The organism is Acidovorax sp. Root402 (assembly GCF_001425125.1).
GTDB lineage: Bacteria > Pseudomonadota > Gammaproteobacteria > Burkholderiales > Burkholderiaceae_C > Acidovorax > Acidovorax delafieldii.
Genome location: NZ_LMDQ01000014.1, coordinates 87,218 through 100,998, shown reverse-complemented (window position 1 = coordinate 100,998; position 13,781 = coordinate 87,218). Strand labels below are relative to the sequence as shown.

Here is a 13,781-nt window from a genome sequence, read left to right as displayed (position 1 = left end):
CCAGACAGCCCGTTGTGGACCAAAGCGCAAACACGCCGAAGACATGCTCTGTCAATCGGCCACCGCTGACTGAAGAAACTGCGCCTCAAACACCTCGGCAGGCACCGGCTTGCTCAGCAGATACCCCTGGATCTCGTCGCAACCCAGCAGCGCCAGATGCCGGGACTGGTCCTCAGTCTCCACACCTTCGGCCACTACTTTGAGGCCCAGCGAGTGCCCCAGGTTGACGATGGTGGACACCAGCGCCACGCCCTGCGGGCCTGAGGCCATGTTCAGGATGAAGGACCGGTCGATCTTTAGCGTATCGACCGGCAGTTTGGCCAGGTAGCTCAGTGACGAGAAACCTGTGCCAAAGTCGTCGATGGCAATGGTGATGCCCATCTCGCGCAGCGCATGCAGGCTGGCGGTGCTGTGCTGCACATCGTCCATGACCATGCTTTCGGTGATCTCCAGCTCCAGCCCTGCGGCCGCCCCTGCGTCGTGGGACACGGCGTCGCGCACCTCGGCAATGAAGCCCCGGTGCCGCAGCTGCAAGAACGACACATTGACGGCGACCCGCAGGGGCGCCAGCCCCGCCTGGCGCCAGCGCAGGTTGTCGGCCAGGGCCTGGCGCAGCGCCCAGCGACCCACGTCGTAGATCAGGCCGGTTTCTTCCAGAATGGGGATGAACTGCGCGGGTGGCACCAGCCCCCGGCGGGGGTCGTTCCAGCGGATGAGGGCCTCGGCCCCGGCGATAGCACCCGTGGCCAGGTGCTGTTTGGGCTGGTAGTGCAGCACGAACTGGCCTTGCTCCAGTGCGTCGCCCAGGCGGCCTTCCAGGCTCAGGGCCTCCGCCACGCGGGTGTTCATCTCCGAGGTGTAGAACAGCAGGCTATCTGCCGAGGCCTTGGCCTTGTTGAGGGCTGCCTCCGCGTTGCGCAGCAGGGTTTCTGCATCGGCACCATCCATGGGGTACAGCGCGACACCGGCCTTGGCCGCCATGCGCAGCTCGGTGCCGCCCAGCACAAAGGGGGCGCCAAAACAGGCCCGCATCAGGCCATCCAGCGCCAGCGCCACCGCGCCGGCATCCCGCGCGTCGGTCACGGCGATGCCAAAGCTGTTGACGCCAATGCGCGCCACGTCGTAGGCGTCGCCCGCCGCTTGTTGCAGGCGCTGCGCCACCTGCTTGAGCAGTTCGTCCCCCTCCTGGCGCCCCAGGGTGTCGTTGACGAACCGAAACCGGCTGATGTCCATGAGCCCCATGCCGAGCAGCGCCTTGGCCCCTTCGCGCGGCCGCAGGTGCTGGCCGCTGCGCTCCAGGAACAGGGTACGGTTGGGCAGACCGGTGATGTCGTCGTAGTACGCCAGGTAGTTCAGCCGCTCTTCCTTGTCGAGGTGGTCCATGGCAAAACCGATGTCCCCCGCCAGCTCGGTCAGCAGGTGCATCTCGTCATCGTCAAAGAACCCGGCTTCGTCTGCAAAGAGGGCGATCACGCCCACCACCTCGTGCGCCACCAGCAAGGGCAGCACTGCCATGGATGCCACGCCGCGCGCAGCCAGCTCCTGCGGCACCAGAATGCGCGGGTCGCTCTGAATGTCTTCACACACCGCGGCCTGCTGGGTGCGCACCACGCTGGCGCTCAGGCTTTCGCCCTCCCTGGGGGTTTCGCTGAGCCACAACCGGCGCCGCACATGCATGAGGAACTCCGCCCCGGCCCCGGCGAGCGCCACCGGCACCACCTCTTGCAGGGCATGGTCCACGCGGCCGATCCAGGCGATCTTGAACTGGCCGTGCTCCACCGCGACACGGCAGGCCTCGCGGAACAGCTCGTCGCGCTGGCGCACGCGCACGATCAAGGTGTTGATGCCGCTGAGCACGGCGTACACGCGGTTGAGGCGCTTGATGCGCCGCTCGGCATCCCGGCGCGCCGTGATGTCTTCTCCCAAGGCTGCCACCCCGGTCACCTGCCCGCCCACCGAGCGCAACACGGTGTTGTTCCAGTGCACCAGGCGCCGCCCGCCAGAGCGGGTCAGTATCTCGTTGTCGTAGTGCCACGCCGATGGCCGATCGGCCAGCACGTCCGCAAAAACACTGCGCACATCGCCCATCTCGGGTGGAACGAACAGATCGAACCAGTTGCGGCCAAACACCTCGTCGCGCTGCCAGCCGGTCAGGCGCAGCAGGTAGTCGTTGCAGTAGGTGATGCGTCCTTCGCAGTCAAGCATCAGCGAGATCATCTCGACCTTGTCGAGCATGTCGTTGAAGCGGCGGTCGCTTTCGTGCAGTTCTTCTTCGGCGCGCTTTTCCTTGGTGATGTCCTGGATGGTGTTGAACCAGCGGCCCTGCTCTCCACGGCCCGCCTCGTCCTCCAGCGGCTCCATCACCTGGCGCAAGTACAGCGGCTGGCCGTCGCCACGCAGCACCCGGTAGGTGAAATCCATGCGCGCCCCCAGGTGGGCGGCCTGCAGCGCATGGCGGCGGAACATGTCGCGGTCGTCGGGGTGTACCAGCGCCAGCCATTCGCGGGCCGAGCGGGGCATGGCGCTTTCGTCCAGGCCCAGCATGTCGGGCAAGGTATCGAGCCAGCTCTCGAAGGCGCCATCGGGCCCGCTGATGACGTGGGATATCTTGGCCAGCGCCTGGGCCCGGCGCAGGCTGGCCTTGTTGGCACGCAGGGCATCCACTGCCCGCTGGCGCTCTTGCACCTGCACCTGCAATTGGTCGGCGTGCTGCTGGATCTCCAGGTAGAGGCTGCCGTTCTCGTAAATGCGGCCCACCTGCGCGCCCAGGATGGCGAGGACTTTTTCGTCATCGGCGCTGAAGGCATCGGCTCCCAGCTTGTTGGCCAGGCAAAGCCAGCCATAGGAGAACGACAACGACACGATGGGTGCGATCACTGCCGTGTGCACCGGGGGATAGCCTGCGGGCAAGCCGAGCGCTACAGGGTCGCCGCCGGCATTGACCAGGCGCTGCGGGCGGCGTTCGGCCCGCAGCTGCCCCAACAGTCCATGCGACACCACAGGCAGATCGAGCGGTCCGTTCTGCAGGGCCGGGTCCATGCCGCTGGTGCAGGTGATGGCACCGTCGCTGTGCTTGCGCACCACGCACAACACGGCGTACTGCGCGCCCACCAGCTCGCGCGCACCCCGGCACACATTGGCCAGCAGCACCTGCGGATCGCGCTCGGAGGCCAGTTGCAGGTTCAGATCGGTCAGCGCGGACAGGCGCCGGTTCATGGCCTCCAGCTCGGCCATGTTGCCGGTGAGCTTGTCGGTCATCAGTTGCAGGTGGCGGGTCTGAAAACTGTGCTCCAGCGCCACCGAGGGCTGGTGGCGGATCTGCGTGAGCGCCTGCTCGATGGCGGCCAGGATGTCCTGCGGCTCGCAGGGCTTGAACAGCACCTGGGTCACACCGCAGGCCTTGGCAAGGCGAAGGGCTTCTACCTCGTGATAGTGGGCGCTGCAAAAGATCACCTGCGTGGCCGCCAGGCCATGTTCAGAGCGCAGTTGCCGCACAAACTCAAAGCCGTCCATGGTCGGCATCAGGATGTCGGAGATCACCAGGTCGGGGCGTTCGGCACGGACCACGGCCAACGCCTCGGCGCCATCAGCCGCCTCCAGCGCCTGGTGGCCGCTGTGCCCGATGAGGGTCACCACCAGGGCGCGGTTGGCTGGGAGGTCATCGACGACGAGGATCTTTGCCATGCTGTACGTGCTGGATATTCAACCTGATTGGGGCGGAGCCGGGTGGGCACCAGCCAAAAACGCCTCGATCTGCTGCACAAAGGTCTCGGGCGTGATGGGCTTGGACAGGTGTTCATTAAAGCCGACTTCGAGGGCCTTCTCGCGGTCGCCCGGCATTGAGAAGGCTGTCACCGCCACCAGTGGCACCACCCGCCAGCGTGGGCTGGCGCGCAGGCCGCGAGCCACCTCGTAGCCGTTCATCACCGGCATCTGCAGGTCGCACAACACAATGTCCGGACTCTCGGCCAGGGCCAGGTCCAGCCCCACGGCGCCGTTTTCGGCCGCCAGCACGCGGTGGCCAGCGGCTTCCAGCAGGTAGGTGACCAGCAGGCGGCTTGCGTCATCATCCTCGATGACCAGAATGGTGGCGGGATGGATGGTGGTTGTCATGCCTGGGGCTCCGGCAATTGCAGAGTGAAGGTGCTGCCCAGGCCTTCGGTGCTGTCAAAACCCAGGGTGCCTCCCAGTGCTTCGGCCAGCTTGCGGCTCAGGTGCAAGCCCAGGCCCGTGCCCTCATGGTGGCGGCGGTCCGCACTCTCGACCCGCGAAAACGCCTCGAACAGCCGGGGCTGCTCCTGCAGCGGTATGCCTGGCCCGGTGTCCTGCACCCGCAGCTGAACGGCGCGGCCGGTGGGCAGCAGCAACTCCTGCAGCACCACATCCACCCTCCCCTGTTGCGTGAATTTGATGGCGTTACCCACGAGGTTGATGAGAATCTGACTGAGCGCGCGCCGGTCGGTGAGCAGCAAGACATCCACCGGCGGCGCATGCACGGCAAAGGCCAAGCCCTTGCGCCGCGCCTCCAGTTCCAGTGTCGCAGACACTTCTTCGATCAGGGTCTTGCAGTCCACGGGCTCCAGATTCAGTGTGACCTTGTTGGCGCTGAGCTTGGCCACATCGAGCAGGTCGTTGATGAGCGAAAGCAGGTGCTTGGCACCGGTCTGCACGATGCGCAACTGCTTGTCCTGTTCAGCATTGAGCGGGCCGGGCAGCTTCATGAGCAGCGTGCCGGTAAAGCCAATGATGGCGTTGAGCGGTGTGCGCAGCTCGTGGGACATGCTTGCCAGAAAACGGTCTTTGACCAGCGCCGCGTTCTCCAGCTCCAGGTTCTTGTCGCGCAGCACCTGCTCGATGCGCTTGCGCTCCGTTACATCGCGGATGGCGCTGGAGACAAACAGGCCCTCCTCCGTCTCCAGCGGGCTCAGGCTGATCTCGACCGGAAACTCGCTGCCGTCCTTGCGCAAACCGTGCAGCTCCAGCCCTGCGCCCATGGAGCGGGTACGCGGTTCGGCAAAAAAATTGCGCCGGTGGTCGGGGTGGCGAGCGCTGAAGCGCTGGGGCACCAGCAACTCAATGGGCTGGCCCAGCAGCTCATCGCGGCTCCAGCCAAACAGTTTGACCGCCTGGGAGTTGACCAGCACGATGCGCCCTTCGCGGTTGACGATGACCATGGCGTCGGGTGCGGCCTCCAGCAGGTCCTTGAACTTCTGGTCTGCGCGCTTGCGGTCGGTGATGTCGCGGATGGCGCTCATCACCATGGTGCCCTCTTCGGTGTCGATGGGGCTCAGGCTGATCTCGACCGGGAACTCGCCACCGTCCTTGCGCAGGCCATGCAGCTCCAGCCCTGCGCCCATTGTGCGCGTGCGCGGCTGGCCAAAAAAACCACTGCGATGGCCCAGGTGGGCACCCCGGTAACGGTGGGGTAACAACACCTCCACCGCCTGGCCCAACAACTCGGAGCGGGGGTAGCCAAACACGCGCTCGGCCTGCGAGTTGACGAGCACGATACGCCCGGTCACGTTGACCATCACGATTGCGTCGGGGGTGGATTCGAGCAGGTCGCGAAACCGCGCCTCCAGCAGCTTGGCATCGCGCTGCACCTTGAGCTGGGTGACATCCTTCTTGCTCGACAAAAAGTACAGCACCTGGCCGGCCGCATCGCACACGGCCTTGGTCGATACATTGACATGCACCAGCGAGCCGTCCTTGCGGCGGCGCACAGCCTCCTGCACCGAAGTGCCCAGCCGCAGGGCCTCGGCACGGAAAAGGTCCTCTTCATGCGCGCGACCCTGGGGCACGATCAGGTCGAGGATGGAGCGCCCCTGCACTTCGGCCTGCGAATAGCCAAAGATCAGCTCGGCCGCCGGGTTCCACTCCAGCACCACGCCCTGGGGTGATAGCACCAGCAATGCATCGGGGTTTTGCTCCCAGTACCCGGCAGAAAAGTCAGTCGCCATGCAGCCCTCTCGCTTTCTGCTTCCTGGAGAGTCAGCTGCTCCAGGGACCTTCAACGCTCGCCACATTCGGCAAAGCACACATCAGGCTTATGCCAGCAATGCCGAAGCGTCAGGCCATCTTAGGAGGGAAAGATTCAAAAAGCCAACTCTGAATTGCCAGCGCGATCATGCAGGCTGTGGGAAAAATCGGGAAGCATGCAACAGGGGCTGATCAATAGCGCTGCTGTACAAAGTGGGCCTCACCATCTGTGGCGTTGCATACACTTTCCCCCGCTAGCCCCGGGGTGTGACTGTCATCGATGTCTGATCCATCCAACGATCTATGGTCGCAAGCAACGCGGGCGCTTTGGCAAAACCATCCACCAGGCGGACCAGGTGCTCGCCATGTTTGCCCAGAAGTGCGGGAAAGCTGGTGATGCCCCAGCGACGCGCTTGCGCAAAGTCCCTCTGAGTCACCTGGAGGGTTGCATCGGCCACGAAGCACTCCTGCAGCCCTTGGGCATCCAACGCCTGTACCGACAGAGCCTGAGTCACTACGGCGACCAGCACTTCTGGATCGGTCGTGTCCAAGCCGTCGGCATAAAAAGCCTTTTGCAGCGCCCGAAAAATGGCCAACAGGTTTGCACCCGGCTGACTGAGCCGAGCGGCAACTACCGCGCGACAGACAGGCTCTGTGTCGTATACAAAGCCTCGCCGAGCCAGGAGGGCCTCTCGGTCAAAGCTCAGGCCTGTCTGTGCTTCCACCTTCGCCCAGTGAAACAACCTCAAGCTCTTGCCGGCATCGTCCAATACCTCAGTAGCCCCTGCACGCAGACCACCAGTGACGATGTCGAGCTGCATTTCGGGCCGCTGGGCCAGTGCCTCGGACAGTTCTTGTCCGAAGCCGTAGCACCATGAACACATGGGGTCTCCCACAAACACCAAGCGGTGTCGCTCGCTGGCGGCGGCGTTCATTGGCGCTCCGCCATTCGGCGCCCGAATGAAATCCCATATGCGGCTGGACGCGCCAGCAGCACCGGGTCGGCAGAAGGTTCGATGCCATCCGGCAGAGCCAGGGGATTGAAAAGGACGGGCTCGCAGGTCGAAGACTCGGACAAGCTCTCAATCACCAGACGCCCTGCAGTGACCTGCCGACGCTGTTCTGGCCACGCGACGGTCGGGTCGCTGGGATCGTCGATGTCTTCAGCCAACTGCACCAAAAACCGGAAGGAAGCGGGTCCTCTGGCAAGTCGCTCCTTCAGCTCTGCCGCGAGAAAATCGTCGGGTAGCTGCATGCTCTGCTCCTCACTCAGCCGCTGCTCTCCCGCCTCCGGCTCAAAGCGCCAACGCACAAAGCGGCGTTGGTCATCCGGAGCCCGGAAGATGAATGCGTTCACGCCCCAATAAGGAGTCGTGACATAACTCGCAGGCGCAGAACGCTCGGCCAGATATTTCCCCTGGCGCAACGACTCGGGATGAGCCAGGTTGAATGCTGCCAAGCGTTCTGGAGACGGTTTACCGGTCACCGGGTCCGGGACGCGGGATCGGACAAACGGAGCGAAGTCCGCCGGGTCCTTCACAAAATATACCGGAGCAGACAGGTTGGCCTGCATCCAGACTGCCCCATCGGGAAGGTCCAGCTTGAGCGACAGACCACGTGTTGAACGGCTTTTGTCCGACGTGCCGGGATTGCCCCCACCCACCGAAAACCGAGCGAGGGCTGGCACTTGGGCTCCCGAAAAAGCAGTCGCTTTGCTCAGTGCTCGTGCCTCGGCAGTTCCGATGAAGAAGCCCTTCGCACACAGCCCCTTCGTCTGCGTACGACGCACGCCAGCGTGTTTGCCAAACAACGCCTCCAATCCGTCCACAGACTCTGTCAATGGTTGGGCTACTACCGCCATCGGCTGCCCAACGGCCAGCGTAAGCAACATAAGGTAGATGTAGTTTCTGAGTGCCATGTTCAATCCAGCCGCAGGCTCTGCTCCATGGTGAAGCACTGGTCCCAGATGTACACATCAAAAGCCGCCAGGCGAGAAGCCCACTTGGGTGTCAACGCGTTCACACATTGGGCCGCCACGCGGTCTATGTAATTGTCAAAGACGGCCCAGGGGTTGGATTGGTCGCGGGCATCCATGCCCTCGCCCGAGGCAGTGTTCTGCAGTGCCTTGCCGGCAGCCTCTTTGAGATCTTGCAAAAACTCGTGTTGCATGGCGACATCGGTCTTGGTACCGGCGCGTGCAACATGGCCAGAAACCAGCCAGTCGAAGTCCATCGACTTGATCTTCTCGACCTGCTTGAAGTAGCCCGGGATGTCCTGCGCCAGCGCAAGGCGTCTCCACGGCATCCATCCGGGAAAGATGACGTCCACCACCATCAACGTACGTTGCTCAGGTGCCAGGATGAAGATGTTCCCCGGCTCATGACCATTGCCGTGGTACGAAAGGTCCAGGCGCTGCCCGCCCACTTTGAGGGTGTACTTGTCGCGGAAGGTGACGCCGGGCAGCGGGCGTTTGGGATCACGTGCACGCGCCAGGATGGTTTGGGTTTCTTCGTGCGCAATGATCACAGGTCGGCGCGGCAGCGTGGCTAGCAACTCCCCTGCTGCACCGATGTGGTCAACATGGGCATGGCTGTAAATGATGTGTGTGATCGGCTTGCCCGTGACTTCACGGATGGCTTTCGCGATAAATCCGGCCAGCGGGGGCGGTGCGTCAGCCAGCACTACGCCTTTTTCGTGCACCACGAACATCGCCTGGTAGACGTTGTCGGTCACCATGTACAGGCCGCGCCCCAGTTCCTGGATTCGATAACCCTTCGCGGGGTCAATGGTGGGTCCCTTGGCAGCTTCGGGGATTTCCATGTACTTGCCGGTGCGCGCTCCAATGGTCGCAATCGCGGGCATTCCATGGTAAGGCTCCGAAGCAGCACACCCTGGGGCCGCGCACTCTTGGTGCGCCGATGCGCTGGCAGAAAAACCCAGCAGCACTGCAGTGACGCAATACAGCGCCAGCCCGCCCACTGAAGAGAGAAACGGCTTGGAGAAAGGTCGAAGAATATTCATGTCAATCTCTGATGTCGTAATGAAAGACCTTGGAGACGATCTGCCAGCGTCCGTCCAGCCAGAGCAGCGTCAGTAGGTCGATGAAATGTTTGGGCGCAATGGAGCACTGGAGTTTGGCCAGTGCCGTGACGGGGCCTACCAGGTCGATGGAGAGCACGCGGTCGGTGCGCCCTTGGCCGCTCGCCGCAGGGGCTGGGCGAGCATCCACCACCGGGAAGTACTCGTTCATACGCCAGAAGATGGGTTGCTCTCCCACCGCCGTGGCGTACAGGGCCTGCGGATGAAACACCTTGGCCAGGCGCGTTGTGTCGCTGTGGTAAAGGCCGTCGAGGTACAGCTCCAGCACCGAATGGATGGCGGCAAAGTCAGCGGCGCTACTCATTGCGCACCGCCTTTCTTCGCCCGCTCACGCAGCACGGTCACGGTTTCGCCAGCGATGCCCCAGTGGTCGGTATCCACTTCTTCGATCACAACAAAAGTAGTGGCAGGGTTCTTGTCGAGCACCTGCACGACAAGGTCGGTAGCGCCCCGAATCAGCTGGGCCTTTTGCTCGCGCGATGCACCCTCGCGGGTGATCTGGATCTTGATGTAAGGCATGGGAGTATTCCTCAGGCTACGAGGCCTTCTGTCTGCATCGCGGCACGGACCTCGGGGCGGGCTGCCACACGCGCCATGAAGCTGCCGATGTGCTGCAGTTCCCCCAAGTCGATCTGAACAAACTTGGCCCAGCCCAGCACCACGAACAGATAGGCATCGGCGGCAGTGAAATCGCTGCCCGTGAGGTAGCTCTTGCCAGCCAGTTGTCCGTCGAGCCAGACCAGCTTCTTGTAAAGCACAGCAGCCAGCGCCTTCTTGGCATTGGCATCCACATCGCTGTGGAACAGCGGGGTGAAAGACTTGTGCAGTTCCGCCGTCACGTAGTTCTGCCACTCCATGACCCGGTAGCGCTCCAGACTGCCTGCGGGGGGCATCAGGGTGCGTGCGCCCGCCCGGTCCGCCACATATTGAGCAACTATCGGCCCTTCGGTGATCCGCGTCCCATCAGCAAGTTCGATCACAGGCACCTGGCCTTTGGGGCTGATGGCATAGAAGTCGCCGCCAGTGCTGGTGGTGTGTTTGTGGGTATCCACCTTCTCCAGCGTGAATGGCGTGCCGGTTTCGCGCAGAAGAATGTGCGTCGCCAGCGAGCATGCGCCGGGAGAGTAGTAAAGCTTGATCGAGTTCTGCATCTGGGGACTCCTTACGTCCGTGGTTGGTGATGCAGTAACTGTATTTGCGATGAAATTGACAATAAACTAGATTCATTTCAAATCACTAATTACATAAGAATCAACAATGAACCGGCAATTCGACAACCTTCGCCTGGGCTGCATTGAGTTGTTCTGCCTGACGGCGCAGCACCAGGGGTTCACTGCGGCAGCCAAGGCCACAGGACTCACGGCGGCTGCCGTGAGCCGTTCAGTGGCACGGCTGGAGGAGCGTCTGGGCGTGCGCCTTCTCATGCGCACTACGCGCCAAGTGCGCCTGACGGAGGTTGGGCAGCGCTATTACGACCAATGCCGCCAGGCGCTGACGCAACTCAGCGAGGCAGAGCGTGAGGCGTCGGGCCAGCAACTCAAGCCAGCAGGCCTTGTGCGGATGAGCCTGCCCACTTCGTACGGCCACCATCGCGTACTGCCTCTCTTGCCCGCGTTCAGCAAGAAGTACCCCGACATAGAGATAGAACTGCAGTTGTCCAACCGTAACGTGGACTTCACCGAGGAAGGTTTTGACCTCGCCATCCGCGGCCGAACACCGCCAGATTCGAGCCTGGTGGCTCGCAAGTTGGAGGATGCGGCCTTGATCGTTGTCGCAGCCCCGGCCTACCTGAAACGCCACCGCGCACCCGCTACGCCAGACGAGCTGGAACGACATGAATGCGTGCAGTTCGTGCTGCCGAGCAGCGGGCAGGTCGTTCCCTGGTTGCTGGTGCACGAGGGCCAGACCATGGAATGGCCGACCCAGGGCAAGTTGCGCTGTGCTGATGACATCCTGGGTCAGGTCACGCTGGCCCGCGCAGGAGCAGGCCTGGTACAAACGTACCGTTTTCTGGTGGAGGAGGATCTGCGCAACGGCCAGTTGGTCGAAGTGCTGGCGGGGCATGCGGGCGCGTCACGCCCGTTTTCGCTGATCTACCCAGGCAACCGGCACATGCCCCTGCGGGTGCGGGTGCTCATCGACTATCTGGTACGCGCGCTGGGACGATGAGGCGCAAACAAAAAACCCTGGTCCGAATGACGCACCAGGGTTCTTCTTTTATGGAGACGTTTTGAACCGCCCCGAAGCCAAGGCGGATGCGACTACATGTTGTCGATCATGACCTGCCCAAACCCCGAGCAGCTGACCTGCGTGGCACCTTCCATCAGGCGGGCAAAGTCGTAGGTCACCTTCTTGGATGCGATCGACTTCTCCAGCGAGCTGATGATCAGGTCGGCAGCCGCTGTCCAGCCCATGTGGCGCAACATCATCTCGGCCGACAGGATCTCGGAGCCGGGGTTGACGTAATCCTTGCCCGCGTACTTGGGCGCCGTGCCGTGGGTGGCTTCAAAGCAGGCCACCGAGTCGGACATGTTGGCGCCAGGGGCAATGCCAATGCCGCCCACCTGCGCGGCCAGCGCGTCAGAAATGTAGTCACCATTCAGGTTCAGCGTGGCCACGACTGAATACTCCGCCGGGCGCAGCAGGATCTGCTGCAGGAAGGCATCGGCGATGCTGTCCTTGATGGTGATTTCCTTGCCGTTCTTGGGGTTCTTGAGGCGGCACCACGGGCCACCGTCGATGAGTTCAGCACCGAACTCCTTCTGTGCCAAGGCATAGGCCCAGTCACGGAAGCCGCCTTCGGTGTACTTCATGATGTTGCCCTTGTGCACGATGGTCACGCTGGGCTTGTCGTTGTCGATGGCGTACTGGATGGCCTTGCGCACCAGACGCTCCGTGCCCTCGATGGAGACGGGCTTCACACCCAGACCGGACGTGTTGGGGAAGCGGATCTTCTTGACACCCATCTCGTCCTGCAGAAACTTGATGAGCTTCTTGGCCTTGTCGGACTCGGCTTCAAATTCGATGCCAGCGTAGATGTCTTCCGAGTTCTCGCGGAAGATGACCATGTTGGTCTTTTCAGGCTCCTTCAGCGGCGAGGGCACGCCCTTGAAATATTGCACAGGGCGCAGGCACACGTACAGGTCCAGCTCCTGGCGCAGCGCCACGTTCAACGAGCGGATACCGCCGCCCACGGGCGTGGTCAGCGGGCCTTTGATGGACACTACGTACTCGCGCAGCACCTGCAGGGTTTCATCGGGTAGCCACACATCGGGACCGTACACCTTGGTCGACTTTTCGCCCGCGTACACCTCCATCCAGTGGATTTTCTTTTTGCCGCCGTAGGCCTTGGCCACGGCTGCATCCACCACCTTGATCATGACGGGCGTGATGTCGAGGCCCGTGCCGTCACCTTCGATGAAGGGGATGATGGGCTCGTCCGGCACATTCAGGGACATGTCGGCGTTGACGGTGATTTTCTGGCCTTCGGCAGGCACCACGATGTGCTGGTAGGTGGTCATGGGTGGGGAGTCTCCGGTATGCGCCGAGTCTGATTCGGTCGATGAGGGGCAAAGCGAGGAAAAGAGGCACCGCCACAGGCGTGGCAGTGTGGTTTCAAACCATTCTAATGACAAAAAATTTCGTCGAAGACCCTGTCAACGGGCCGCGCGCTGCTATCGTTGCGAGTGGAGCCGTACGGAATTCGTCCGGCCCTTCAACCTTCGTTCACACTGGAAACGGCATATATGAAAAAACTCCTCGCTGTCCTCGTGGCCGGTCTGTTCACTGCTGGTGCTTTTGCACAGGCACCCGCAGCCACCCCTGCCACCACCACTCCTGCAGCCGCTCCCATGACGGCCCAGGCAGCAGCACCGGCCACCAAGAAGGTCGCCAAGAAAAAGACCCACAAAAAGGTCGCCAAGAAGAAAACCGCCCACAAGGCCGCCTGAAACAGCACTGCAAGGCCTGCTGTGCCCGCCGCCGGGTCCCACGCCTTCGCTGATTCAAAACCGCCCGCTCCTGCGGGCGTTTTCTTTGGTGCTGCAGACGCCCTGCACACCGTCTGAACTTTTCGCGACCGCTGCAGTCCGTCCCTGGCGCAGTTGCCGCACTTCGTGTTGTCTTTTTTACCAGAAAGCCCCGCCCATGATCGCCTCACGCGCCCTCCCAGCCTTCCCGCTCGCCGCCCTGTGCGGTGCGACCGGTGTTCCAAGCCGCGCCCGCCGCGCCGTCGGGGCGTGGTGTGCTGGGCTGGTAGTGGGCGCACTGGCAGCGTCTGCTGGGATCGCCCAGGCGCAGGAAGGCCCCCAGATGAACCTGCGGCGCGTGGAGCTGACCGCAGGCATGCACCGCATCGACGCCCAGGTCGCCCTCACCCCGCAGGAGCGCCAAACGGGCCTGATGTACCGCAAGGAAATGCCCGCGCACGAGGGCATGCTGTTTGTGTTTGAACAGCCCTCGCAGCAGTGCTTCTGGATGAAGAACACCTTGCTGCCGCTCACGGCAGCCTTCATTGCTGATGACGGTACCATCGTGAACCTAGAGGACATGAAGCCCCAGACACTGGATTCGCACTGTTCGGCCAAGCCCGTGCGCTACGTGCTGGAGATGAACCAGGGCTGGTTTGCCAAGAAGGGCATCAAGGCCGGGGCGAAACTCGGAGGGACCCCGTTTGCTCGGCAGTAATGCAAGTGGCGACTGAC

The 13,781-nt window shown here is 62.7% G+C and carries 13 protein-coding genes; 3 read left to right on the top strand and 10 right to left on the bottom strand.

What is annotated here, in order from left to right; translation table 11 throughout:
* Nucleotides 1-51: 51 nt before the first annotated feature.
* The 9 genes from ASC83_RS11695 to gstA form a co-directional block, all read right to left on the bottom strand.
* On the bottom strand, nt 52-3,684 hold the full coding sequence (locus ASC83_RS11695; RefSeq protein ID WP_056062439.1) for an EAL domain-containing protein: 3,633 nt from the start codon (nt 3,682-3,684) through the stop codon (nt 52-54).
* Between the two features lie 18 nt (nt 3,685-3,702).
* Nucleotides 3,703-4,113, bottom strand: a complete 411-nt coding sequence (locus ASC83_RS11690) for a response regulator (RefSeq protein ID WP_056062437.1) — start codon at nt 4,111-4,113, stop codon at nt 3,703-3,705.
* Nucleotides 4,110-5,960, bottom strand: a complete 1,851-nt coding sequence (locus tag ASC83_RS11685) for a PAS domain S-box protein (protein ID WP_056062435.1) — start codon at nt 5,958-5,960, stop codon at nt 4,110-4,112. The genes ASC83_RS11690 and ASC83_RS11685 overlap by 4 nt, the downstream gene beginning before the upstream one ends.
* A 273-nt stretch (nt 5,961-6,233) precedes the next feature.
* The gene (locus ASC83_RS11680) at nt 6,234-6,914 is read right to left on the bottom strand and encodes a DsbA family protein (RefSeq protein ID WP_056062432.1); all 681 of its coding nucleotides are present in this window, start codon (nt 6,912-6,914) and stop codon (nt 6,234-6,236) included.
* On the bottom strand, nt 6,911-7,897 hold the full coding sequence (locus ASC83_RS11675) for a catalase family peroxidase (RefSeq protein WP_056062431.1): 987 nt from the start codon (nt 7,895-7,897) through the stop codon (nt 6,911-6,913). Before ASC83_RS11675 ends, ASC83_RS11680 begins: the two co-directional genes overlap by 4 nt.
* A 2-nt stretch (nt 7,898-7,899) precedes the next feature.
* The gene (locus tag ASC83_RS11670) at nt 7,900-9,000 is read right to left on the bottom strand and encodes an MBL fold metallo-hydrolase (protein WP_200938931.1); all 1,101 of its coding nucleotides are present in this window, start codon (nt 8,998-9,000) and stop codon (nt 7,900-7,902) included.
* Nucleotide 9,001: 1 nt separating this feature from the next.
* Nucleotides 9,002-9,382: a nuclear transport factor 2 family protein gene (locus ASC83_RS11665; protein WP_056062424.1), complete on the bottom strand. Its 381-nt coding sequence runs from the start codon at nt 9,380-9,382 to the stop codon at nt 9,002-9,004.
* Complete coding sequence (locus tag ASC83_RS11660) at nt 9,379-9,597, bottom strand: 4-oxalocrotonate tautomerase family protein (protein WP_056062421.1); 219 nt, start codon at nt 9,595-9,597, stop codon at nt 9,379-9,381. The genes ASC83_RS11665 and ASC83_RS11660 overlap by 4 nt, the downstream gene beginning before the upstream one ends.
* An 11-nt stretch (nt 9,598-9,608) precedes the next feature.
* Nucleotides 9,609-10,229: a glutathione transferase GstA gene (gstA, locus tag ASC83_RS11655; protein WP_233193738.1), complete on the bottom strand. Its 621-nt coding sequence runs from the start codon at nt 10,227-10,229 to the stop codon at nt 9,609-9,611.
* 106 nt (nt 10,230-10,335) lie between these two features.
* On the opposite strand from gstA, the gene ASC83_RS11650 reads away from it, so the two are divergent.
* Nucleotides 10,336-11,247, top strand: coding sequence for a LysR family transcriptional regulator (locus ASC83_RS11650; protein ID WP_056062418.1), 912 nt, complete (start codon nt 10,336-10,338; stop codon nt 11,245-11,247).
* Between the two features lie 92 nt (nt 11,248-11,339).
* Here the strand turns inward: ASC83_RS11650 and icd are convergent, their stop codons facing one another.
* Nucleotides 11,340-12,599 (bottom strand): NADP-dependent isocitrate dehydrogenase, encoded by a 1,260-nt coding sequence (icd, locus tag ASC83_RS11645; protein ID WP_015014237.1) that lies wholly within the window; start codon nt 12,597-12,599, stop codon nt 11,340-11,342.
* Between the two features lie 225 nt (nt 12,600-12,824).
* On the opposite strand from icd, the gene ASC83_RS11640 reads away from it, so the two are divergent.
* Both ASC83_RS11640 and ASC83_RS11635 read left to right on the top strand, forming a co-directional pair.
* Nucleotides 12,825-13,028, top strand: coding sequence for a hypothetical protein (locus tag ASC83_RS11640; RefSeq protein WP_056062415.1), 204 nt, complete (start codon nt 12,825-12,827; stop codon nt 13,026-13,028).
* A gap of 196 nt (nt 13,029-13,224) precedes the next feature.
* Nucleotides 13,225-13,764 carry a DUF192 domain-containing protein gene (locus tag ASC83_RS11635; RefSeq protein ID WP_156379484.1) on the top strand — a complete coding sequence of 180 codons (540 nt, stop codon included), beginning with the start codon at nt 13,225-13,227 and terminating at the stop codon, nt 13,762-13,764.
* Nucleotides 13,765-13,781: the final 17 nt, after the last annotated feature.